Origin of the sequence: Methylobacterium sp. NMS14P (genome assembly GCF_028583545.1) — a bacterium.
Lineage (GTDB): Bacteria > Pseudomonadota > Alphaproteobacteria > Rhizobiales > Beijerinckiaceae > Methylobacterium.
Genome location: NZ_CP087106.1, coordinates 982,836 through 1,005,723 on the forward strand (window position 1 = coordinate 982,836; position 22,888 = coordinate 1,005,723).

Annotated in this window: 21 protein-coding genes and 1 pseudogene; 7 read left to right on the forward strand and 15 right to left on the reverse strand. The window is 73.7% G+C overall.

The genetic code is table 11. The annotated features are described in order from the left end of the window. Positions 1-2,298, reverse strand: a complete 2,298-nt coding sequence (locus tag LOK46_RS04655) for a transglycosylase domain-containing protein (RefSeq protein WP_273562705.1) — start codon at positions 2,296-2,298, stop codon at positions 1-3. Between the two features lie 293 nt (positions 2,299-2,591). Between LOK46_RS04655 and LOK46_RS04660 the strand changes: the two genes are divergently transcribed. Beyond that, positions 2,592-3,083 (forward strand): YcgN family cysteine cluster protein, encoded by a 492-nt coding sequence (locus LOK46_RS04660; RefSeq protein ID WP_273562706.1) that lies wholly within the window; start codon positions 2,592-2,594, stop codon positions 3,081-3,083. A 315-nt stretch (positions 3,084-3,398) separates the two neighbouring features. Here LOK46_RS04660 and LOK46_RS04665 read toward each other — a convergent pair whose 3' ends face one another. From LOK46_RS04665 to LOK46_RS04690, 6 genes are all read right to left on the reverse strand, one after another. Next, on the reverse strand, positions 3,399-4,088 hold the full coding sequence (locus LOK46_RS04665; protein ID WP_273562707.1) for an NrsF family protein: 690 nt from the start codon (positions 4,086-4,088) through the stop codon (positions 3,399-3,401). Continuing rightward, positions 4,088-4,645 carry an RNA polymerase sigma factor gene (locus tag LOK46_RS04670; RefSeq protein ID WP_273562708.1) on the reverse strand — a complete coding sequence of 186 codons (558 nt, stop codon included), beginning with the start codon at positions 4,643-4,645 and terminating at the stop codon, positions 4,088-4,090. The genes LOK46_RS04665 and LOK46_RS04670 overlap by 1 nt, the downstream gene beginning before the upstream one ends. A 110-nt stretch (positions 4,646-4,755) precedes the next feature. After that, entirely contained in the window at positions 4,756-5,499 is a 744-nt protein-coding gene (locus LOK46_RS04675) for a DUF1223 domain-containing protein (protein ID WP_273562709.1), read from the reverse strand. A 70-nt stretch (positions 5,500-5,569) separates the two neighbouring features. Further along, entirely contained in the window at positions 5,570-6,358 is a 789-nt protein-coding gene (locus LOK46_RS04680) for a creatininase family protein (RefSeq protein ID WP_273562710.1), read from the reverse strand. Positions 6,359-6,492: 134 nt separating this feature from the next. Next, a complete protein-coding gene (locus LOK46_RS04685; protein ID WP_273562711.1) occupies positions 6,493-7,026 on the reverse strand; it encodes a protein phosphatase CheZ in 534 nt (177 codons plus the stop codon). A 110-nt stretch (positions 7,027-7,136) separates the two neighbouring features. After that, positions 7,137-7,520, reverse strand: a complete 384-nt coding sequence (locus LOK46_RS04690; protein ID WP_012317888.1) for a response regulator — start codon at positions 7,518-7,520, stop codon at positions 7,137-7,139. A gap of 303 nt (positions 7,521-7,823) precedes the next feature. On the opposite strand from LOK46_RS04690, the gene LOK46_RS04695 reads away from it, so the two are divergent. Further along, positions 7,824-8,810: a bifunctional riboflavin kinase/FAD synthetase gene (locus LOK46_RS04695; protein WP_273562712.1), complete on the forward strand. Its 987-nt coding sequence runs from the start codon at positions 7,824-7,826 to the stop codon at positions 8,808-8,810. A 62-nt stretch (positions 8,811-8,872) separates the two neighbouring features. Then, a complete protein-coding gene (locus tag LOK46_RS04700) occupies positions 8,873-9,091 on the forward strand; it encodes a DUF2093 domain-containing protein (protein ID WP_273562713.1) in 219 nt (72 codons plus the stop codon). Between the two features lie 3 nt (positions 9,092-9,094). Here the strand turns inward: LOK46_RS04700 and lpxK are convergent, their stop codons facing one another. Genes lpxK through LOK46_RS04715 form a run of 3 tightly spaced genes read right to left on the reverse strand, consistent with a single transcriptional unit; the run spans position 9,095 to position 12,188 of the window. Beyond that, complete coding sequence (gene lpxK / locus LOK46_RS04705) at positions 9,095-10,075, reverse strand: tetraacyldisaccharide 4'-kinase (RefSeq protein WP_273562714.1); 981 nt, start codon at positions 10,073-10,075, stop codon at positions 9,095-9,097. Further along, on the reverse strand, positions 10,075-11,406 hold the full coding sequence (locus LOK46_RS04710; protein WP_273562715.1) for a 3-deoxy-D-manno-octulosonic acid transferase: 1,332 nt from the start codon (positions 11,404-11,406) through the stop codon (positions 10,075-10,077). Before LOK46_RS04710 ends, lpxK begins: the two co-directional genes overlap by 1 nt. Further along, positions 11,403-12,188, reverse strand: coding sequence for a lysophospholipid acyltransferase family protein (locus LOK46_RS04715; protein WP_273562716.1), 786 nt, complete (start codon positions 12,186-12,188; stop codon positions 11,403-11,405). The genes LOK46_RS04710 and LOK46_RS04715 overlap by 4 nt, the downstream gene beginning before the upstream one ends. Positions 12,189-12,459: 271 nt before the next feature. On the opposite strand from LOK46_RS04715, the pseudogene LOK46_RS04720 reads away from it, so the two are divergent. Together LOK46_RS04720 and LOK46_RS04725 are read left to right on the forward strand one after the other, a co-directional pair. Next, positions 12,460-12,975 (forward strand): annotated as a pseudogene (locus tag LOK46_RS04720) (VIT1/CCC1 transporter family protein); the annotation flags it as partial. A 61-nt stretch (positions 12,976-13,036) separates the two neighbouring features. Next, on the forward strand, positions 13,037-13,960 hold the full coding sequence (locus LOK46_RS04725; protein WP_273562718.1) for a metallophosphoesterase family protein: 924 nt from the start codon (positions 13,037-13,039) through the stop codon (positions 13,958-13,960). Between the two features lie 60 nt (positions 13,961-14,020). Here the strand turns inward: LOK46_RS04725 and LOK46_RS04730 are convergent, their stop codons facing one another. Beyond that, positions 14,021-14,182, reverse strand: a complete 162-nt coding sequence (locus LOK46_RS04730; protein ID WP_012317896.1) for a hypothetical protein — start codon at positions 14,180-14,182, stop codon at positions 14,021-14,023. A 319-nt stretch (positions 14,183-14,501) separates the two neighbouring features. Between LOK46_RS04730 and LOK46_RS04735 the strand changes: the two genes are divergently transcribed. Further along, positions 14,502-15,896, forward strand: a complete 1,395-nt coding sequence (locus LOK46_RS04735) for an amidase family protein (protein WP_273562719.1) — start codon at positions 14,502-14,504, stop codon at positions 15,894-15,896. A 73-nt stretch (positions 15,897-15,969) separates the two neighbouring features. Continuing rightward, on the forward strand, positions 15,970-16,134 hold the full coding sequence (locus LOK46_RS04740) for a hypothetical protein (RefSeq protein ID WP_273562720.1): 165 nt from the start codon (positions 15,970-15,972) through the stop codon (positions 16,132-16,134). A 17-nt stretch (positions 16,135-16,151) separates the two neighbouring features. Here the strand turns inward: LOK46_RS04740 and LOK46_RS04745 are convergent, their stop codons facing one another. The 4 genes from LOK46_RS04745 to LOK46_RS04760 are packed head-to-tail and all read right to left on the reverse strand — an operon-like array spanning position 16,152 to position 22,705. Further along, positions 16,152-17,294, reverse strand: coding sequence for a M20/M25/M40 family metallo-hydrolase (locus LOK46_RS04745; protein WP_273564538.1), 1,143 nt, complete (start codon positions 17,292-17,294; stop codon positions 16,152-16,154). 8 nt (positions 17,295-17,302) lie between these two features. Beyond that, positions 17,303-18,775, reverse strand: a complete 1,473-nt coding sequence (locus LOK46_RS04750) for a M81 family metallopeptidase (protein WP_273562721.1) — start codon at positions 18,773-18,775, stop codon at positions 17,303-17,305. 31 nt (positions 18,776-18,806) lie between these two features. Continuing rightward, positions 18,807-21,164: a penicillin acylase family protein gene (locus LOK46_RS04755; protein WP_273562722.1), complete on the reverse strand. Its 2,358-nt coding sequence runs from the start codon at positions 21,162-21,164 to the stop codon at positions 18,807-18,809. Then, positions 21,161-22,705, reverse strand: a complete 1,545-nt coding sequence (locus LOK46_RS04760; protein WP_273564539.1) for an acetolactate synthase large subunit — start codon at positions 22,703-22,705, stop codon at positions 21,161-21,163. The genes LOK46_RS04755 and LOK46_RS04760 overlap by 4 nt, the downstream gene beginning before the upstream one ends. Between the last annotated feature and the right edge of the window lie 183 nt (positions 22,706-22,888).

A 22,888-nucleotide genomic window follows, 5' to 3' on the forward strand; every position in this document is an offset into this window, starting at 1 on the left:
TCACCGCACCTCGGTGAAGCCGCCGACCGGGCGAGCGCCCTCGGCAACCTCGCGCAGCTGACCCGACGGCGGCGCCGCCGCCCGGTCGCCCGGCTTCCGGCCGGTCTTCGGCGCGTCTCCGGCGCCGGCGGGCGCGTCCGCGGCCGAGCCGGGCGCGCGCTCGACGGTGCGGAACAGGCCGTTCAGGCCGCTGATCACCTCGAAGGAGCGGCGCGAGAGCTTGCCGTAGGCGCTGGCATTGGGATCGGTCGGCGCGGTCGGGCCGCCGGAGGCCTGCTGCTGGGCGGCGCGCGGGCTCTCCTTCAGGCCGGGCAGGCCCTTGATCTCGATGCCCTGGTGGGCCGGCTCCATCACGTCGTGCCAGAGCTGGGCCGGGAGGGAGCCGCCGGTCAGCTTGTTGGTCGAGGTGTGGTCGTCGTTGCCGAACCAGACGGCGCCGACGTAATTGCCGGTGTAGCCGACGAACCACGCGTCCCGGTAGGCGTTCGTCGTGCCGGACTTGCCGGCCACCTTCACGCCCTCGAGCTGCGCCCGCTTGCCGGTGCCCTCCTCGACCACCTTGTTGAGCATGAAGTTCATGTCCGCCACGACCTGGGGCGAGAGGACCCGCTCGGGCGCCTCGTCGGCGTGGCGGTAGATCACCTCGCCGGACGAGTTCTTCACCTCGATGGCCGCGTAGGGCTTGGCGCGGAAGCCGCCGTTGGCGAACACCGCGTAGCCCGCCGCCTGGTCGATGACCGTCACCTCGTCCGAGCCGATCGGCATCGAGACCGTGTCGATCAGGTTCGAGGTGATGCCCATCTTGTGGGCGAGTTCCGTGATCTTCGCGCGGCCCGCCTTGGCGGCCTTGGCCTCGTGGGAGATCCCCATCGCCTTGCCCAGCGCGATCGAGATCTTGATCGGGATCGTGTTGATCGACTTCGCCACCGCGAGCCACATCGGCACCCGGCCGGCATAGGAGCGGCCGTAATTCTGCGGGCACCAGTTGCCGATGCAGACGGGGCTGTCGACCACCGTCGTGTCGGGCTTGAACAGCCCGGAGGCGAGCGCGGCCGAGTAGACGTAGGGCTTGAACGAGGATCCGGGCTGCCGCAGCGCGTCGGTGGCGCGGTTGAACTGGCTCTCGCCGTAATCGGCGCCGCCCACCATGGCGCGCAGCGCCCCGTCGGGATCGAGGATCACCATGGCGGCCTCGTCCACGTCGTAGGCGTCGCCGGATTTGCGCAGGATGTCGGCCACCGCCTCGTCGGCCCGCTTCTGGATCGCGAGGTCCAGCGGCGTCTTCACGGTCAGCACGCGGTCGTTGCGCAGCTTGCCCGCGTCGGCCATCGCCTTGATCTCGCCGAAGGCCCAGTCGAGGTAGTAGTCGGCGGTGATGTCGCGAGTGCGGGTCACCGGCGTCGCCGGGTTGCGGAGCGCCGTCTGGATCTGGCCCTCGGTGACGAAGCCCGCCTCCACCATGTTGTGGAGCACGTCCGCCGCCCGCGCGCGCGCCGCCGGCAGGTTGACGTGCGGGGCGTACTTGGTCGGCGCCTTGAACAGGCCCGCCAGCATGGCGGCCTCGGCGAGGCTGATGTCCTTGAGCGGCTTGCCGAAATAGTAATCCGCCGCCGCCACCGCGCCGAAGGTTCCGCCGCCCATGTAGGCGCGGTCGAGGTAGAGCTTCAGGATCTCGTTCTTGGTGAGATGGCTCTCGAGCCACAGGGCCAGGAACGCCTCGTTGACCTTCCGCTCCAGGGAGCGCTCGTTCGTCAGGAACAGGTTCTTGGCGAGCTGCTGGGTGATCGAGGACCCGCCCTGCGTGCCGCTGCCGCCGCGGGAGTTGTTCACCAGCGCCCGCAGCGTGCCGATCGGGTCGATGCCCCAGTGCTCGTAGAAGCGCCGGTCCTCCGTGGAGACCAGCGCCTTGATCATGATGTCGGGGAAGTCGTCGAGCTTCAGCGAGTCGTCGTGCTTGATGCCGCGGCGTCCGACCTCGGTGCCGTAGCGGTCGAGGAAGGTGACGGCGAGGTCCTGCTGCTTCAGCCAGTTCTCGCTGGTGAGCTGGAAGGCGGGCTGCGCCAGGGCGAGCATCAGGATAGCGCCGCCGGTCCCGATGGTGACGCCCTCGCTCGTCAGGTCGAGGGCGGCGCGCTTCCAGCCGCGCACCGCGAAGCGGCCCATGACGCGCTGGAAGCGCTCGTAGGCCTGACCGGTCGACTGGCCGCCGTCGTACAGGCTCGCGTTGACCCAGGCGTCGAAGGCGAGGGCGGCGCGTTCGAGGCGGACCTTGATCTCGGTGAACGTCGGCAGGCGCACGATGTCGAACCCGGCTTGTCGAGCGCCTCTGCGGCGGATCCTGGCGGCGGATGGTCGGGCGCCCGCGCCGCGGACACGAACCCTGCGCCGGCGCCACCGCACGGCATCCGACGTCCATAGCAGGATCCGGAACCGGCGGCGAGGCTCTGCGCAGTCTCGCGATCCGCCGCGGACGAGCTTGGGCGTAACGCGCGGAGGCGCGATCCGGTCGCACGGAGGCCGTCGGCGGCCACGCTTGCAGCGGTGCCCCGGCTCGGGCAGAGAGGCGGCTTCCCATCCGAGAGACTTTTCCGATGCCCAAGCCCGAGGCGCCGCGCCGCGGGGCGGTCGAGCCGTTCTGGCGGACCAAGACGCTCGAAGCCATGACCCCGTCCGAGTGGGAGAGCCTGTGCGACGGCTGCGGCCGGTGCTGCCTGATGAAACTCGAGGACGAGGATACCGGCGAGGTCCACCACACCGATATCGGCTGCACCCTGCTCGACGGCCTGACTTGCCGGTGCCGCGACTACGCCCGGCGACAGAAGCGCGTGCCCGACTGCGTGCGCCTGACGCCGGACGCCGTGCGGTCGATCGCGTGGCTGCCGCCGACCTGCGCGTACCGGCTCGTGCGCGACGGGCAGCCGCTCTACCCGTGGCACCCCCTGGTCTCCGGCCGGGCCGCGAGCGTGCACGAGGCGGGCATCTCGGTCCGCGGCCGGCTCAGCGGCAATGAGGAGGAATTCTCGGAGGACGAGTTGCCGGACCGGATCGTGGACTGGCCGGGCCTCGATCCCGGCGCGGTGTGAAGCGACCGCACCGGAAGCCCCCGACCCGCTCGGCCGACTGGACGAGACCCTCGCCTCGACCCGTACGCCCTAGAGCTGTTCCCGATCGTGCTGCAAGGACTTGGAAGGACGACGACTCCGGTCGAGACAGCCGCGCCACGCCCCCTCTCCCGTGCGTGAGAGGGCTGGGGTGAGGGATCAGGTCCTTCCGGCTAGGGCGCACCCCTCACCCGGCTTTCTGCGAAAGCAGACCTCTCCCGCACGGGAGAGGGGACCTGCGCCATGTGCGCCACGGGCTTGGCAATCGCCACCGTCCCAATCCGGTCGGGAACGACGCTAGCCGGCCCCGGCGTGCCGGCCGAGCAGCCGGCCGCCGGCCAACCCGTTCGCCGCGATGACGATGGCGACCGCCGCCGCGTGGAACAGCAGGTCCGTGGCGGTGGCGTCGTGCGGGTGAACCGGCATCAGCAGCGCCGCCGCCGCCGCGGCCACAGCCAGCCCCCCGAGGGCGGCCGTGAGGTTTGGCCGCAGCGGACAGGCGCGCCGCAGCATCACGACGATCAGCAGGGACAGCGGCACCGAGACGCAGATCAGGAAGCTGAAGCAGCCCGTGATCGCGTGCTCGCCGGGCATGTCGACCCCGGGCGCGATCCAGTCGCGTAGGCAGCCCAGCCCGCTCGCGCCGACCCACAGGGCGAGGGGCGGCAGCGGCAGCAGCCCCCAGCGGCCGGACCGTCCCGGCACGCTCGTGGCGAAGGCCGCGTAGGCGGCCGTGATCGCCGTCAGCACGGCGCCGACCGCCGCCAGGGCCAGATCCGGCACATGCATGCGCAGCATGAAGCCGCCGGTCCCGATCCAGCCCGCGAGGACGACGCCGACCACCAGCGTCGCGCCGAGCCAGAGGGCCGCGCGGGCCTCCGGGGCCGGCAGCGGCCGCACGGGTTCGAGGCCGCCCGCGAGCTCCTCGACGAGCCGCTCGTGGCGGGACAGGTCGCCGCCGGTCCCGTTGCTCCCCTCTCCGGGCATCACTCCCGCTCCTGCGTCAGGCTGGCTCGGAGCGCCTTCAGCGCCCGGTGCAGGTTCACCTTGAGGGCCCCCTTGCTGCGGCCGGTGAGGGCCGCGGTCTCGTCGAGCGACAGCTCGCGCAGGCCCAGGTGCTCCACCGCCTGCCGCTGGCCGTCGGGCAGGGCCGCCACCGCCCTGGCCAGGGCGGCGGCCCGGTCCCGCGCCTCCAGCCCGTGGCCGGGGGCCGGCCCCGGATCGACCTCCGCCTCGTAGGCCAGCGGGTCGTTGACCTCCCGCGGGCGCCGCCCGGCGCGGCGCAGCCGGTCGATCGCCCGCCGCTGGGTGATGGCGCGCAGCCAGGGCAGGAACGGCCGGGCGGGATCGTAGCTCGCCCGGGCCCGGTGGACGGTCATCAGCGCGTCCTGCACCACGTCGTCCACCGCCTCGCCGCGCGCGCCCTGCGCCCGCGCGATCGCCGAGACCACGGGCAGACAGGCCTTCAGCAACGCGCGATAGGCGGCCGCGTCGCCGCCCTGGGCCGCCGCCATCAGGGTCGCCAGTTCCTGTTCGAGCGCCATCCGGGCTCCGCCGTCGTTCCGTCCCCCGGCACGCGGCCTGTCTACCCCACGGTCCGATCCCGACGCCAGCACCCAGCCGCGCGCGGGCATCCCGCCCGGGACGGCGAGGATCATCGCACGGCCTCCCGGACCGCCCCGGCTGAGGCCGGGGCGACGCGCGCGGCGCCGAGGATGCGCCCGTCATCGGACTGGAGCAGCAGAGCGGCCGCCTCGCCCTCGGGACGCGTCGACGCGAAGGTCGCGGCGGAGCCGGACCACCGCCCGAGGTCGCGCACCGACCGGACGATGTTGGCCTGCTCGATGGTGCGGCCGGCATTCTCGCCGCGCAGCACGCGGGTGGTGTGGCTCGGATCGTACCCGACCAGCAGGACGCGGCCCGCGGAGCCGCCGGTCCCAGCCCCTTCCCCGATCTGCGCGACGACCTGCTCGCCGTCGCGGGCCAGCGTCACGGGGATGCCGGGCCCGGCCTGCCGGGCGCGGGCGATCGCGGCGCGCAGGCCGGCCTCGTCGGAACCGACCAGCCCGACCTGCCCGTCGATCACCGCCTGCGGCGTGTAGGTGGGTCCGCCGAGGCGGGCCGCGTAGGCCTCCTGGCGCGCGGTGGCTGCCGGAAGCGCGTAGGGATCGCGCCAGTCGAGGTGGTTCCAGTAGGTCACGTGGAACGCGAGCGGCAGGACGTCACCCCGCGTCCCCGCCGGCTCGTGGGCGAGGCGGCCGATCAGCGCCTCCGCGGGCGGGCACGACGAGCAGCTCTGCGAGGTGAACAGCTCCACGACGATGGGGCGCTCCGCCGCGTGGGCCGGATAGAGGCCGCCGCACAGGAGGGCGGCGGCGATCAAGAGGGCAGGGCGCATGGCCGGAACTCCCGCACGCCGGCGGTTCGGACCCGGCGTACCGGCTCCTTCGGCGGCGGCGCGGCGGCGGTTACACCGGCGGCGCGAGCTCGAAGGCGTCGACGTCGCGCAGCAGGGCGACGAAGGCCTGGGCGCCGTGGTCGAGGGCGGCGCGGCCGGCCTCGGCGGTGCCGAGCCGGGCATCGCCCATGGCGCCCGACGCCTGGAGGTCGCCGGCCTTCCACGCGAAGGCGGCGGGACGGCCGGCGCGCAGGTGGGTGAACGCGCGGATCATCGACAGCGTGCGCGGCGGGAAATCCGCGACCCGGTCGGTCCGGACGAGGTCCGGCCGCAGGGCCAGCATCAGCGCCGTCTCGATGCCGCCGGCATGGATGCCGTGGGCGATCTCGTCCGCCGGAAACAGCCCTTCGGGATAGCCGAGCCGAGCCCAGGACGTCGTGACCGCGACCATGCCGAACCGGGCGCGCAGCTCGCCCGCCACGAGATCGATGAGCGCGGTGTTGCCGCCGTGGCTGGTGACGATCACCAGCTTGCGGCAGCCGGCGCGGTGGACGGCTGCGCCGATCCCCGTCCAGGCGGCCAGCGCCGTCCCGGTCTCCAGGGAGAGCGTGCCGGGAAACGCGTCGTGCTCGTCGGACTTGCCCACCGGCTGGACCGGCAGCAGCAGCACGTCGAGATCCGCCGGCACGCCGTCGCGCACCCGGGCGAGGTAGCCCTCAGCAATGAGGGTGTCGGTAGCGAGTGGCAGGTGGGGACCGTGCTGCTCGGTGGCGGCCACCGGCAGAACCGCGATCGCGCGGCCCATGTCGCGTCGGGCCAAATCTTCGGTGGTCAGCTCGGACCAGAACTGCGCCGTCATCCCTGCCGCGACCTCCGTCCGCCCCGCATCGCGTCGAGTCCGGAAGGCGATCTAGCCGGTCGGCCGCGACCAAGTCGACCGTCGCCAAGTCGACCGCCGCTCCGGCGTTCGATCCTGCGCCGGCCCGGATCGCGTCAGGCGAACAGCGCGTCGATGTCGTCCTGGGAGGGCATGGCCTCCACGGCCTGCGGGCCGTTCAGCATGAGATCCTCGGCCCGGGTCCGCCGGGCGCGCTCGGCGGGATCCATGGAGGCCGCGTCGCGGGCCTTCACGGCGCCGACGAAGCGGGCGAGGCGCTGCTCGAACAGGCGCAGCGATTCGACCACCTTGGCGATCCGCTGGCCGGTGATGTCCTGGAACGCGCAGGCCTCGAAGATCGTGTTGATGCGCTCCTCGACCGCGTCGCGATAGCCCGGCCCGTCGGGCAGGCCGAGCATCGCCTCGGCGGCCTCCATGATCGTGTTGGTGGCGCCGGCCGTCGCCTCCACGACGCTGCCGAGCTCCTCGTGCGCCATGGGAATCCGGTCCCGGCTCATCTCGTTCGCGCGCAGCGCCCCGATCTCCTCGCGGAGATGGGCGATGTAATCCGCGATCTCGATCAGCTCGGAGATCACGGTCTGCGGCTCCCGAAGCCGCAGATCGGGCTGCCGTGCGGCGGCTGACGACATGCTCTCCTCCTCGGATCTGTGGCCGTCCTGGCCGGCCACGCCACGTCTCGGCGTCGGGCGGCGCGGGTGCGATCCGTCCGGACGCGCGGTGGTCGAAGACGGGAGGCCGGTCAGCTGCCGCAGACCGCCTCGATCTTCGACTTCAGCGTGGCCGCGTTGAAGGGCTTGACGATGTAGTTGTTCACGCCGGCCTTCTTGGCCGCGATCACGTTCTCGGTCTTCGATTCGGCCGTCACCATGATGAACGGCGTCGTGCGAAGATTTTCGTCGGCCCGCACGTGACGGAGCAGCTCGTAGCCGGTCATCGGCTCCATGTTCCAGTCGGAGATGACCAGCCCGTACTTGCGACCCTTCAGTCGCGCGAGCGCCTCGGTCCCGTCGGAAGCGTCGTCGACCTCTTCGAAGCCGAGCTGCTTCAGTAGATTGCGAATAATGCGGACCATCGTCTGGTAATCGTCGACAACGAGGATCGGCATGCTCAGGTCGAGAGCCATCGAACAACTGCTCCGTATTGCCCGGCGGGAAGCCGCGGCGGCTCCCGGATAGATTAACGCTTCGCTAACGCTGCAATTTAGCTGCGCGGCACAGCATTTCAAATAGGGCATGCGCATTGCGAAGCCGTTAATCGGCGCGGCCGGCGCATGGCCGCTCTCGCCGCGGCGCGGCGACGGGCGCGCGGGTGGCGGCGGGTCGCTTGACCCTCCGGGCGCCTTTCGGCAGGGTCCGGCCGCGTCGGGCCCCTCGCGGACATGTCAGGCGACACCATCCGACCCTTCCGATCACTCGACCCCGAACCGATGGCCCCAGGCGACGACACGGCCGCGCGACCCTTCACGATCTGCCGCGCCGACGCCCCCGTCCCACCGGCCCTGGCCGGGGCCGTGGCGGCGATCGGCAACTTCGACGGCGTCCATCTCGGGCACCGGATGCTCGTCGACAGCGTGCGCGCCGCCGCCCGCGCGGCCGGCCGGCCGTCGGCGATCCTGACCTTCGAGCCGCACCCGCGGGCGTACTTCACGCCCGACGCGCCGATGTTCCGGCTGACCGGCCTCGCCGCGAAGGAGATCGTGTTCGCGCATCTCGGCCTCGACGGGCTGATCGTGCGCCGCTTCGACGGGGCCCTGGCCGAGACCGGCGCCCGCGCCTTCGTGCTCGACTTCCTGAAGGGGTCCCTCGGCCTGTCCGGCGTGGTCGTCGGACACGATTTCCACTTCGGCCGCGGCCGCGAGGGCACGCCCGCTATCCTGGCCGACCTGTGCCGGGAGGCGGGGATGAGCTGCCGCGTCGTGGCGCCGGTCGCCCTCGGCGGCGAGACCGAGCCGGTCTCCTCCAGCGCGATCCGCGCGGCCCTCGCGGCCGGCGACGTCGCCCGCGCCAACGCGCTGCTCGGCTATCGCTGGTTCGTCCTCGGCGCGGTCCGCCACGGCGACAAGCGCGGCCGTCAGCTGGGCTTCCCCACCGCCAACATGATGCTGCCCGACTGCGGGCTCGCGCACGGCATCTACGCGGTGCGGGTCCGCCTGGCCTCGGGGGCGTTCCGCGACGGCGTGGCGAGCTACGGGCGCCGCCCGACCTTCGACGACGGCGCGCCGCTGCTGGAGACCTACCTGTTCGACTTCTCCGGCGATCTCTACGGGCAGGACATCGCCGTCGAAGTTGTCGGCTACATCCGCGGCGAGGAGCGGTTCGCCAGCGCCGAGGCGCTCGTCGAGCGGATGCACGTCGATGCGGCCGCGGCCCGGGCCATGCTGGCGCGGGATGAGATCCCGTCGATGCTGACCTGAGCCCTGCGGGCATCGCGGGGCGCGCGGATCGTGTAGAAGGCACCATCGAGCAGGAGGCGGACGTGCTGGGTCGTTACGAGCGCGCGAACAACGGCGAGGCGGTCGTCGAGTACGGCGACGGCACCATGCGGGTCGTCAAGCCCGGCAGCTTCGTGCGCTGCGCGGTGACCGGCGACCCGATACCCCTCGACGCGCTGCGCTACTGGAGCGCCGCCCGCCAGGAGGCCTACGTCTCCCCCGAGGCGATCCTGAAGCGGCTCAAGGAAACCAGCCGCCCCTGACGGTCACGGCGCGCCGAGCGCGCCGCGGATCTGTCGGCGCAGGGCGTCCGCGTCGTCGAGCGCGAGGCGGACGCGCAGCACCCGCACGCCCGCCGCGAAGGCCGGAGGCAGGCGCACCGCGTCCTTCTCGGTGGTGACGAGCTCGGCGTCGAGGCGCCTGGCCGCCTCGGCAAGCGCCGCCAGCTCGCGCGCCCGGTAGGGATGATGGTCGGGGTAGGGGCGTGTCCCGACGATCGCCGCGCCCGCCTCGGCCAGGGTCGCGAAGAACTTCTCCGGGCGGCCGATCCCCGCGAAGGCGAGGCAGCGGCGGCCGGCCAGATCGTCCGTCTCCGAGACGAGGCGCGCCCTGTGGACGGGCAGGCCGCGCCGCGCGGCCGCCCGGACGACCGAGTCGCCCCCAACTCCGTCGCCGATCACGATCACGCCGCCGACATGCGGCCATTGCCGGGCGAGCGGCGCGCGCAGCGGCCCCGCCGGGAACGGCAGGCCGTTGCCGAGGCTGGCGGGGCCGTCGACCACCGCGAGGCTGAGGTCCTTCGCGAGGCTCGGGTTCTGGAGGCCGTCATCCATCACGATGACGTCGGCGCCGAGGCTCCGGCACAGGGCGGCCCCGGCCGGGCGGTCGCGGGCGACGACCGCGGGCGCGAGGCGGGCGAGGAGCAGCGGCTCGTCGCCAACCTCGGCGGCGGCGTGGTGCTGGGGATCGACCCGCACCGGGCCCGCGAGCCGGCCGCCGTATCCGCGCGACAGGAACGCCGGCGCGGCGCCGAGTTCGGCGACGAGGCCCGCCACCGCCAGTGCGGCCGGCGTCTTGCCGGCACCGCCGAGGGTGAAGTTGCCCAGGCACAGGACCGGGCAGCCGGCCCGCGCGCCGGGGCGGTCCATCCGCCGCGCCGCGAGCGCCCCGTAGGCCGCGCCGACCGGCGCCAGCGCGCGCGCGGCCGGGTGATCCGGCCCCGCGGCCCAGAAGGCCGGCGGCCGCATCAGGCCCGCGCGAGCGGGCGCGCGGGGCTGCCGCGGTCGAGACGCTGGAGCTTCATCTGCGCCACGAACGGGTCGAGGACCGCGAGCGTGCGCGCCACCGCCCCCTCGAACGGCTCCAGGGCGCGCTGCCCGGCGCGGGCCATGTCGGCGAGGCGCTCCCGGTCACCGAGGAGCTCGGCGGCGACCGCCGCCAGCTCGACGCCGTCGCGCACCGACATGGCGCCGCCGGCGCGGTCGAGGGCCTGGTAGATCACGCCGAAATTCTCGGTGTGCGGCCCGTGCAGCACCGCCGATTCGAGACGCAGCGGCTCGATCGGGTTCTGGCCGCCCCGCGGGACCAGGGAACCGCCGAGGAACACCAGGGGGCTGAGGCGGTAGAACAGGCCCAGCTCGCCGATCGTGTCGGCGACGTAGACCTCGATCGACGGATGGGGCCGTCCGCCGGTGGACCGTTGCGCGCTGCGCAGGCCAACGGCGTTCGCGCAGGCGACGGCCTCGGCCCCCCGGGCCGGGTGGCGCGGGGCGATGATGGTCAGGAGCTGGGGAAACTGCGCCTTCAGCATCGCGTGCGCGTAGGCGACCATGGCCTCCTCGCCGGAATGCGTGCTCGCCGCGACCCAGACCGGCCGGCCGGCCACCATGGATCCCAGGTAGGCGAGCTGCTGCGCGTCGGCCGGCGGCACCGACGCGTCGAATTTCAGGTTGCCGGCGATGCTCACCCGCGGCGCGCCGAGCTTGGCGAAGCGCTCGCCGTCCTCCTGGGTCTGCGTGAGGCAGATCGCGATCCGCGCCAGGAGGGCCTTCGCGGTGCGCGGGCAGCGCTCCCAGCCCCGGAACGAGCGCTCCGACATGCGCCCGTTGACCAGGATCAGCGGGATCTCGCGCTCGTCGAGCGCCAGGATCGTGTTCGGCCAGATCTCCGACTCGGCGATCACCGCGAGGTCCGGCTGCCAGTGATCGAGGAATCGCCCGACCCAGCGCGGCGCGTCCAGGGGCATGTACTGATGCACCGCGCCCGGGGGCAGCCGGACGCCGACCAGCTCGGCGGCCGCGCGCGTGCCGGTGGTGACGAGGACCGAGAAGCCGCGGGCGATCATGCCCTCGACGAGCCCGATCAGCGACAGGGCCTCGCCCACGCTCGCGCCGTGCATCCAGGCGAGCGGTCCGACCGGCCGGGCCCGGCCCGGCAGGCCCCGCCGCTCCGGGAGCCGGCGCGGATCCTCCTTGCCGCGCTGCGCGCGCCACGCGAGCAGGCCGGTCAGTGCCGGCTCGCCGATGCGCAGGCCGGCCCGGTAGGCCTGCAGCGGCAGGGTCACGGAGGGGCGCCTCACGCGAGGTCTCCCACCGGCGCGGAGGCCGCCACCTCGGGCGCCTCGCGGTAGAGCGCCGCCCGGTCGGCGCGGCCGACCAGCGCGTAGGCGCGCGCGTGGACGCGGTTCATCTCGGCCTCGACGTGGCGCCGAAGCGCCTCGAACGCCTCACCCTCGCAGTCCCGCGCGACGTAGACGGGATCCCCGAGCACGACTGCCCCGCGCCCGAAGGGCAGGCCGAGGCAGGCGCGGTCCCACGACTTGAAGCGCAGGTGCCGGCTCGTCACGACGGCGGCGGGGACGATCGGCCGCCCCGAGAAGCGCGCCAGCGTCAGGATCCCGGCGTCGCACCGGCGCGACACCTTCGGCACGTCCGCGCTGAAGGCCACCGACTCGCCGGCCTTGAGAGCCCGCAGCATCGCCCGGAACCCCTCGGCACCGCCCTTGGCGCGGGTGTCGCTGGCCCGGCTCCGTCCACGGGCGCCGGAGGCCCGGATCACGCGCACGCCCAGGTGCTCCAGCGCGATGGTGTTGATGTTGCCGTCCGGATTCTTGGAGATGATCGTGGCGACCCGATCGCCCGGCCGGCGCATGAACGGCATCATGATGTGCTGACCGTGCCACATGCCGGCGATGAGCGGCAGCCGCGCGTCCATCCAGCTATCCACGCCGCCCGGGGCCACCCCGGCCGCGTGGACCTCGAAGCGGTTCGTGACCTGCACGAGCCGCAGATAGGCCGCCGCCAGTCGGCCGAGGAGGCGCTGCACGGACGGGTTGCGGAGGAGACGCTTACCGAGGCTCATGTCACGCTTGGGGCAGGCCGGCACGCCGCCGCCCGATCAGTTCCGGATCGCATTCGACCGCGCATGGTCTAGCCCCCGCTCCGGAGACGAGACAATCGGCCTCGTCCACAACCACACGGATAGGCCGCCGGGATCGGCGGGCATTCCGGCGCCGCGGATGCTCCCGCGGCGCGGCGAAAACACGGCAGCGGGCCTTGTTTAGATCAATTCCAGACTATAGATTGGAATCGATCTAAGGATGGAGATTTGCATGGCCGCCGCGCTCGACAGCGCCGCAGAACTGCACGCCGAAGCGCGCCGCGCCTTCGTGCTGCGCTACGTGCAGCCCGGCCTCGCCGGCCTGATCGACGGCTCGGTCTCGACCCTCGCGCCGATCTTCGCGGCGGCGTTCGCGACGGGTCACAACGGCGCGACCTTCCTGGTGGGGCTCGCGGCCTCGGTCGGGGCCGGCATCAGCATGGGGTTCACCGAGGCCCTGTCGGACGACGGCGCCGTCACCGGCCGCGGCGACCCGTGGCTGCGCGGCCTCGTCTGCGGGGCGATGACGACCCTCGGCGGCCTCGGCCACACGCTGCCCTACGCGATCCCCGACACGCTCCCGGCCGGCTGGCCGAACCCGTTCGTCCTGGCCACGAGCCTCGCGGTCCTGGTGGTGATCGTGGAACTCGCGGTCATCGCGGCGATCCGCACGCGCTTCATGGCGACGCCGTTCTGGCGCGCGGCCCTGCAGGTCATGCTCGGCGGCGCGCTGGTGCTGGTCGTCGGGATGCTGATCGGAAGCGCTTGACGGGACGCGCCGCGCCCGCGATGCGGGGCGCCTCTCCCCGTGTTGAGGGTGACCACCGGCGTTGACCTTCCGCCTCGCCCATCTCAGCGATCCGCATGTCGGGCCCCTCGGGCCGGTGCGCCTCCGCCAGCTCATCGGCAAGCGCGCCACCGGCTACGCCAACTGGCGGCGCGGGCGCTCGCGCAGCCACGACATGACCGTGCTGGAGGCGCTGGTCACCGACCTGAAGGCGCAGGGGGCCGGGCACGTCGCCTGCACGGGCGACCTGTGCAACATCGGCCTGCCCAGCGAGTGGGAGACCGCCCGCACCTTCCTGGAGGCTCTGGGATCCCCCGAGGCGGTGAGCTTCGTGCCGGGCAACCACGACGCCTACGTCCGCGGCTCCCTGGAGGGGCTGCTGGCCGCCTGCGGCCGCTACACGGGGGACGATTCGGGCTCCTGGGGCCACTTCCCCTATCTGCGGCGGCGCGGGCCCCTGGCCCTGGTCGGCCTGTCCAGCGCGATCCCGACGAAGCCCTTCGTGGCGACCGGCCGCCTCGGCGCGTCGCAGCTGGCCGCGGCCGAGACCCTGCTCCGCGCCCTGGCCACCGAGCCGGGGCGCCCCTTCCGGGTGGTGATGATCCACCATCCGCCGCAGCCCGGAGGCGCCTCGCCGGGGCGCGAGCTGAAGGACGCGGCGGCGTTCACCGCGATGATCGCGCGGGCCGGCGCGGACCTGATCCTGCACGGTCACAATCACGTCACCAGCACCGCCCGGATCGCGGGGCCGGACGGCCGCACCGTCCCGGTCATCGGTGCCCCTTCCGCCTCGGCGCGCGCGGACGGTCACGGGGCGATCGCGTCGCGCCGGGCCTCCTACCTGCTGTTCGAGATCGGCCGGGCGGAACAGGGTTACGCGGTCACGGCCCGTCGGCGGGGCCTCGACGCGTCGGGCACCGTGGGCGACCTCGGGACGCTGGACCTCGGCGCGCCGGGGCGCGCATGAGGGCGCGAGCCGGCACGGCCGCGACGGCGGCGCCGGCCCGATGATCGGCGACGATGCGGTTCAGATGCCGGCGACCGCGAGGTCGGCGCGCTGCTGTCGGCTGAGACTTGCTTCGTAGCGCTCGGCCTGGAGGCGGGTGAGACCGCATATCAACGCGAGTGTGCCGCGATACACGGTATAGGTGCCGTCGTGGGTCGGCCTGACGCGAATCACCTCTGCCATGGAAGCCTGCCTTATGCTGGAGGTTGCCTGCTTTCGTCTGAGGAAATCGTCCCTTCTCGCTGGATTGGCCGGTCGAACGCGCGAACGAGGGCGAGGTTATCAGTCGTTCCGAAGGTGGCAAGGGTCGTATACGTCGAAATGCTTAGGTCCTTCTGCTGCAATGCGGCAAAGCCTTGGCCGGGCTCGCGATCCGCGGATGCGTAAAAAAGCGGCCGCCGTCTTGCATTTTGAATATGCTGCGTGCGCCGGCCGAGAGCCGCTCGGGCGGTGCGAATCGTAGGATGGATCCCGCCCGTCCGGGCGCGCGAAAGGAACACCCATGCAGCTCTGGCGTCTGACGGCGACCGACCTCGCGGCCCTGATCCGCTCCGGTCAGGTCTCGGCCCGGGAGGTCGCGCGGGACGCCCTCGACCGGCTCGACGCCGTCAACGGGCGGATCAACGCCGTGGTCGAGCACCGCCCGGAGGACGTGCTGGCGCAGGCGGACGCGGTGGACGCCGCCCGGGCGCGCGGCGAGGCTCCCGGTCCGCTCGCGGGCGTGCCGGTCACCGTCAAGGTCAACGCCGACCAGCGCGGCTTCGCGACGACGAACGGGCTGCGCCTCCAGCGCGACCTCGTGGCGACGGACGACAACCCCGTCGTGGCCAACCTGCGCCGGGCCGGCGCCGTGCTGCTCGGGCGGACCAACACCCCGGCCTTCTCGCTGCGCTGGTTCACCACGAACCAGCTCCACGGCGACACTAGGAACCCCCGCGACCCGGCGCTGACGCCCGGCGGCTCGTCCGGGGGCGCCGGCGCCGCGGTGGCGGCCGGGATCGGGGCGATCGCGCACGGCACCGACATCGCCGGCTCGGTGCGCTACCCGGCCTACGCCTGCGGGGTGCACGGGCTGCGTCCGAGCCTGGGCCGGATCCCGGCCTGGAACGCGTCCTCACCCGAGCGCGGCATCGGTCCCCAGCTGATGGCGGTCTCCGGCCCGCTCGCCCGCAGCATCGCCGACGTGCGCCTCGGCCTCGAGGTCATGGCGGCGCCCGACCCGCGCGACCCGTGGTGGGTGCCGGCGCCGCCGGACGGACCGCCCGTCGCGCGCAAGGTCGCGCTCTGCGTGCGGCCCGGGGGGCTCGCCACCGCACCGGAGGTCGAGGCCGCCCTGCGCGAGGCCGCGCGGCGCCTGAGCGAGGCGGGATGGGCGGTCACGGAGATCGCCGACACCCCGCCGATCCGGGAGGCGTGCGAGCTCCAGCTCCAGCTCTGGCTCGGCGACGGCTACGCGGCGGTCCGGGCCGCGGCGGAGCGCGAAGGGGATCCGGCGGCGATCGGCCTCCTGGAGAGCTTCCGGCCCCGGGCCGAGGCGATGGCGCCCGACGCCATCGCCCGGGCGCTGACGCGGCGCGCGACGCTGGCGCGGGACTGGGCGCTGTTCCTCGCCGAGAACCCCGTGCTGCTGGTCCCGGTCTCGGGCGAGCTGCCCTTCCCGGACGGGCTCGACCGCACCGGCGATGCCGGCATCGCCCGGGCCTTCGAGGCCAACCTGCTGCAGGTCGGGCTGGCGCCGATCGGCGTGCCGGCGCTCACGGTGACGACCGGCCTCGTCGGGCGCACGCCCGTCGGCGTGCAGCTGGTCGCCGCCCGCTACCGGGAAGACCTCTGCCTCGCGGCCGGCGCGGCGATCGAGGCCGGCGGCGTGCCGGAGATGCCGGTCGACCCGGCCTGACGCGGAACCGCGTCCGCCGGAACCGAAACGTGGCTGCCCCGCTTTTACAACCATTGGTTGCAGAGGGCGCGGCATGTCGATGATCGCCACCGGCGGGTGCCTCGGGAGCACCCTGATCTGTCTCCTGACCGCGTCGTCGGGACCGCTCCTCGCCCTGGCGGGCTTCTTCGGCGGCGGCACGGCCGGGGGCCTGCTGGGCGCGCTGGCGGTCGCGGCCCTCGGGCGGGGTCGCGCTTGAGAGCGGCGCGGCCGGGCTCAGGCCCGGCCGGCGGCGCCGAGGCTGGCGAGCAGGGCCGCGAACAGCCGGGCCCGCTGCGGCAGGGTCTCGATCAGCACGTGCTCCTCCAGGGTGTGGTAGCCCTGGCCCAGCGGCCCGAGCCCGTCGAGGGTCGGGATGCCGTTGGCGCCGGTGAAGTTGCCGTCCGAGCCGCCGCCGGCGCTGCGATGGGGCAGGGGCTGGCCCAGCGCCTCGCTCAGCGCGCGCGCCCGCTCGTAGAGCGCCATGCAGCCCGCATCCGGCTCCCAGACCGGCCGGGTCACACCCCGGGTCACGGTGAAGCGGACACCGTCCTCCTCGCTCGACAGGGCCAGCATCCGCTCGACGCCGCGGTCGAGGTCGGCCTGCCGCTTGGCCATGCTGAGCGCCTGCCCGCGGCAGACGGTCGGGACGCAGTTCACCCACTGCCCGCCCGAGACGATCCCGGTCGAGACGGTGCAGTCGGCGTCCGACAGCGCGTCGATGGCGAGGATCTTCCGCGCCATCGCGCGGATCGCCGAGCGCCCCTCGTGGGGCGAGGCGCCGGCGTGGCTCGGGCGCCCCAGGGCCTCGAGGTCGAAGCGCGCGATGGCGTAGCGCCCGGTGACGACCCCGTTCTCGGGCTGGCCGGGCTCGGGCACCAGCACGAAGGCGTGGCGGGCGGCCTCCGCCTCGATCAGGTCGCGGGTGGAGGGGCTGCCGACCTCCTCGTCGCCGGTGAACAGGACGGTCACCGGCAGCGGCGTCTCGATCCCGGCCGCCGCCAGGGCGCGGATCGCCGCCAGCGCGAGGACGTTGCCGCCCTTCATGTCGAGGATGCCGGGACCGTAGGCGCGGTCGCCCTCGATCCGCCAGGGCAGGCTCCCGAGGGTGCCGACCGGATGCACCGTGTCGAGGTGGCCGAGCACCAGGATGCCGGGCGCGTCGCGGTCCCGGTGCGGGAACCGGGCGCGGACGCAGTCGCTCAGGCCCATGCGGCCCGGGATCGTCTCGACGGTCGCCCCGAGGAGCGCGAGGTCGCGGGCGGCGACGCCCATCATGCGGTTGACCGCCGCCGCGTCGTGGGTGGGGCTCTCGCACTCGACCCAGGGGCGCAGGGTCGCGAGGATGTCGCGCGCGTCGAAGGGCAGGTCCGGGATCATCTCCGGGATCATCGGGCGTTCTCCTCGGCGAACGGATCGGCGACCCGCGGCCAGTAGAGGCCGGACCGCTTGGTGTAGGGGATCGCGCCGTAATCCGGCGGCACGGCGCCGGGCGCCGCGACGTAGCGGACCTCGCTCGCGATCGGCGCGAAGGCGGCGTAGAAGTGCTGCATCGACTTCACCACGACGATCCGCTTGTCGTCGAGGCTCAGGCCGAGGCCCGTGAACGCGTCGGGCGCGAAGGCCTGCTGGCGCTTGTGGGTCAGCACCACGTGGATCCCGTCCGCCTCCACCCAGGCCGCGGGGCCGAGATGGGCCCGACCGCCGCTGAGGCCGGTCTGGCTGTGGTCGTCCGAGAGGCCGCGGACCGTGACGCGCAGGTCCACGGGGTCACCCGAGGTGACGCCGCACTTGCCGCCGATCCGGAGGGTGAAGGTCGCCCCGAGGCCAGCCTCGTGGCAGATGCCGACCGCGCCGGGATCCCAGATCAGGCCGAGCGCCACGTCCGCGATGCCCCGCTCGGCGAGGCGGGCGAGGATCGCGGTGTTGTCGGAGGGCGCGCCCGCGCCGGCATTGTCGGCGAAGTCCGCGAGCACCATCGGGCGCGGGTCGCCTGAGGCGAGGGCGCGATCGATGGCCGCGTCGATCGTGTCGCAGCGGCTCGCCGCCTCCTCGCGCATCGCCCAGACGGCGCCGGCCAGTTCGTCGGCCAGCGCCTGCGCCTTGCCGGCATCGCCGTCGGCCACGACCAGCATCTTGGCGCCCACATCGGCCACGTCGCCCCAGGGGAAGCCGTGCCCGAAGGAGACCGACAGGATGCCGTCGCGCCCCTCCAGCGCCTCCATCCGGCGCACGAAGCCCGCGACCGGCTCGCGGCTGGTGCGCCACATGTTGACGATCCGGCAGTCGGCGTAGGCCATCACCGGCCGGATGTCCTTCGCCACGGTCCGGACGACCAGCGGGTACAGGTCGCGGGCGCGGTCGACGATGTCGGTGTGCGGGTATTCCTTGTAGATCACGATGACGTCGGCGCTGGCCCGCATCGTCTCGGTCAGGTGACAGTGGAGGTCGAGCTCGACGCCGATCGTGGCGTCCGGGCCGACGACGGCGCGGACCCGCTCCAGGATGTCGCCCTCGCAGTCGTCGTACCCCTCGGCCACCATGGCGCCGTGCATGAACAGCAGCACCGCGTCGACCGGCATCGCGGCCTCCAGGTCCTCCAGCAGGGCGTCGCGCAGCTCCTCGTAGACGCCCCGCAGGGTGATCCCGCCGGGCTGCGCGAAGGTCGAGAGGCTCTCGACGACCGTGTGCCGGTCCGCCTCGGCCAGCGCGCGCCAGGCCTTGAGGCCGATATTGCTGAGGCTCGGCGGGTTCCGGCTGCCGTCCCGGCGGGCGTAGTCGGCGCGGAACGCCGACCGCCCGGTGGGCAGCGGCGCGAAGGTGTTGGTCTCAGTGGCGAGGCCGGCGATGAAGATCTTCAAGGTCCTGTCCCAATCCGTCCCGGCCGCCGGGTCAGGCGGGGCTCGGGGTCAGCGTGATCACCGTCTCGGTCGCCGCGTCCACGGCCGCGCGGCCGTAGAGCATCGGCACGTAGTCCTGGCGCCCCCAGACCGGGGCCAGGTCGGCGTAGTGCGGATTTCCCGGGTCCCCCGACTGGCCCGGCACGTTGATGAAGACCGAGCGGTCCCAGTCTCCCACGTCCACGACCATGCGGAACGAGGCGCCGTGGGTGAGCCGGAACGTGTCGGTCCGGTACTCCGCGTGCATGACCGATGCCGCGGCGCCGCCCACGGGCAGCGGGCCGACGTCCCAGCCGGATCCGGGGGCCAGGGCCGTCAGCGGGTGCGCGAACAGCGCGTGGTGCAGGCGCCCCCACGACCAGTCCGCGGGGTCGGCGCCCATCCGCTCCCGGCAGGTGCGAAGGCCGGCGCCGAGGGCGTCGGTGAGAAGGGCGGCGCGCGTCGCCGGGTCGAGATCGGTCTCCAGCCGCTCGATCAGGCTCTGCGTGTCGCCGGGCGGGAGGAGGCGGCGCGTCCCGGCATCGGGCACGAGCGCCGCGAGCAGGGCCGGGCGGAGGTGCCGGACCCAGACCACCTCGATGAGGGCGGCCGCCGCGGAGCCGTGGTGCAGCGCGCCGTCGAACGCGGTCAGCACGGCCCGGGCCGCTGCGGCGTCGGGATCGCCCGCCGCCGGCAGGGCCCGTACGAGATCGGCCAGCCGCCGGGCCGGCTCGGAGACGACGTCGCCCTGGAGCGCCCGCGAATCCGCGAGGCTGTGCCGGTCCTGACCGCCGAGGACCGCCCGGATGCGGCGCGCGCGCCAGGGCTCGGCCCACTCGAACCCGACCCTCCGGTCCTCCGCGGGATAGTCCGGCGGCAGGTTCATCTCGTTGGCGGTGGCGAGCCAGCCCGCTTCCGGATCGACGCTGCGGGGCAGGGCGGCGGGATCGTGGAAGCCGGCCCAGTCGTAGCGGCCGTCGCCCGGCGCCGGCAGCAACCCGTCGTGGCCGGGCCGCACTGGCGCCTTGCCGGCCATGAACCACGCGATCCGCCCCGCCGTGTCGGCGTAGAGCTGGTTCACCGAGGGCGCCGACCAGTGGCGCAGGGCCTCGCCGAAGGCCTCGGGCGTCGTGGCGCCGAGATAGGCGAGGCTGCCGAGATAGGCGGCAGCGCCGGGCTCCGACCAGACGGTCCGCAGCGCGAAGGCGCGGCCCCCGCCCTCGCGGAGGACCGGCCCGTGCCGGGTGAAGCCGAGGATCACGGTCTCGTCCGGACCGCCGCGCACCGGGATCTTCTCCGCGACGCGCGCGATCGGCTCCCAGCCGTCGCGGTAGCGGTAGCGGTCGGGATCGGCCGGGTCGGTCTCGCAGACGAACAGGTCCTCCTGATCGAACGGCGCGATCGTGAGGCTGAAGGCGGCGTGGCCGTTATGACCGATGGAGATGCCGGGCAGGGCCGGCTCGCCGGCCCCGATCACGTCGAGCCCCGGCGCGGTGAGGTGGACGGCGTAGCGCAGCGAGGGCTGCAGGTAGACCCGGTGCGGGTCGCTCGCCAGGATCGGCCGCCCGGTGGCGGTGCGGGTTGGCCCGACCGCCCAGTTGTTCGAGCCCTCGGCCGGCTCCTTCGGCGCGCCGCGGGGGCCGCGCGTGACGGTTCCGTGCGCGTCCACCTTCGACCAGTCCCAGGCCTCCGCGCGGGACGCCGCCATCCGGTCCGGGCCGAACCCCACCGTCGCCGTGGCCAGCCGGAAGGCGTCGAGGAGGTCGTCCGGCCAGTCGGCGGCGTCGAGCCCGTCCGGGACGTGAGTTTCGTGGGGCGGGCTGATCCGCTTGCGCAGGTCGTCGACGGCGAGCCCGTCCGCCGGGCTCCGAGCCCGGGCGAGCACCCGCGCGCGGGCGACCTCGGAGAGGACGTTGCGGATCAGCGCGTGGCTGCGGATGCGCACCACGTCCTCCGGTTGCCACAGGGCCGGACGCGTGTCGGTCAGGGCGAACTCCGGCGGGCGCAGGTCGGGCCGCGCCTCGGTGAGGGCGACGTAGGCGTTGATCCCCGCCACGAAGGCCGCGACGATGGCCCGCGTGTCCTGCGGCCCGTAGGCCGCCCACTCGGCCGCCATGTCGCCGCGGTAGAGGAACAGCCGGGCGGCCCGGTCCTGGGCGAGGTAGCCGGGCCCGAAATCCGCCGCCAGCAGGCCGAGGCCGCGCTTGCGCCAGAGGTCGAGCTGCCAGAGCCGGTCCCGGGCGGCGTTGAACCCCTGCGCGCGGAAGGCGTCGAGCGCGGTGCCGGCGCGGATATGCGCGAGCCCCCAGCGGTCGACGCGGATCTCCACCGGCCCGTCGAGGCCGGCGAGGGCGTGGGCCGTCCCGCTCACAGAGCCACTTCGATGAGGTGCGGCCCCGCGTTGGCCAGCGCGTGCTGGAACGCCTCGATGAAGTCGGGCAGGGTCTCGACCCGCCGCCCGGCGACGCCGAAGCCGCGGGCGAGGCTCACCCAATCGATGGCCGGATCGTCGAGGCTCAGCATGCCCAGCGCCTTCGGGCCGGGGTTGAGCGCGCCGACGTTGGTGAGCTCCGCCCGCAGGATCGCGTAGGAGCGGTTCGACCAGACGAGCGTCACCACGTCGAGGTGCTCGCGGGCCTGGGTCCAGAGCGCCTGCACCGTATAGAGCCCGCTGCCATCGGCCTGCAGGTTGATGACCTTGCGGTCGGGGCAGGCCACGGCCGCGCCGGTCGCCATCGGGATGCCGAGGCCGATCGAGCCGCCGCTGAGCTGCAGCCAGGTGTGGGGCGCCGCGTCCCGGGTCAGGGCGAAGAAGTTGCGGCCCGTGGTGATCGACTCGTCGCAGATCACCGCGCCCTCGGGGATCAGCGCGCCGAGCACCTGCCCGATCGTGTCCTGGTCGAGGGGCCCGGAGGTCGGGAGCTTCGGGCGCGGCCCGACGGCGACCGGCTCGGCCGGCGGGGCCGCGACGGCCTCGGCGAGCCGCTCGAGGGCGTCGATCTGGTCCTCCTCGGGCGTGGCCAGCGTGATCGTGGTGCTGCCCTCCGGCGCCAGCAGGCTCGGCTTGCCCGGATAGGCGAAGAAGCCCACCGGCGGCGTCGCGCCGATCAGGATGATGTGGCGGAAGCCCTTCAGGGCGTCGATGCCCTGGTCGATCGGGTAGGGGAGGCGCTCGATCGGCACGGTGCCGGCGCCGCGGTCGATCCGGGCGTTGGACGTCATCGCCATCAGCGTGGCGCCGGTCTTGCGGGCGATCCGGTCGGCGAGAACCCGGCCCTCGTTCCGGACGGCCCGGTCGCCGAGATGCAGGAGCACGGGCTCACCGCTCTGCAGCGCCCGCACGGCCGCCGCGACCGCGTCGTCGCCGGCCTTCGCCCGCTCGGGGATCGGCGGCACCGGCGCGGGCCCGGCGCCGGGATCCCAGGCGGTGTTGGCCGGCAGGATCAGGGTCGCGACTTGGCCCGGGGCGGTCCGGGCGGCCGCGATGGCGGCGGCGCCGTCGGAGCCGATCTCGGTCGCGCTCATGCCCGTCCGCACCCAGGAGGACATCGGGTGGGCGAGCCCCTCGATGTCCGAGGTGAGCGGCGCGTTGTACTCCCGGTGGTAGGTCGCGTGCTCGCCGACGATGTTGACGACGGGCGTGCGCGCCTTCTTGGCGTTGTGGAGGTTGGCCAGCCCGTTGGCCAACCCGGGCCCGAGATGGAGCAGGGTCGAGGCCGGCCTGTCGGCCATGCGGGCGTAGCCGTCGGCGGCGCCCGTCGCCCCGCCCTCGAACAGGAACAGGACGCAGCGCATGCCCTCGACGCGATCGAGGGCGGCGACGAAGTGCATCTCGGAGGTTCCGGGATTGGTGAAGCAGACCTCGACCCCGCCCTCCACGAGGGTCCGGACCAAGCTCTCGGCCCCGTTCATGGCGGGCGGCGTCTCGTCGGTCACGGGCGTCTCCTTCACGGGCCGGCCGTCCGGCCGGCGACTCGCATTTTTTATTATCGTGGCGCGGCGGGCGCCACGCGCAAGGGGCGACGTCCGGCATCTTCTGTTCGCCGAACGCAGGGCCTAAGCCTGAGCGTGGCGCGGGAATTGCGGTTGGCGCGC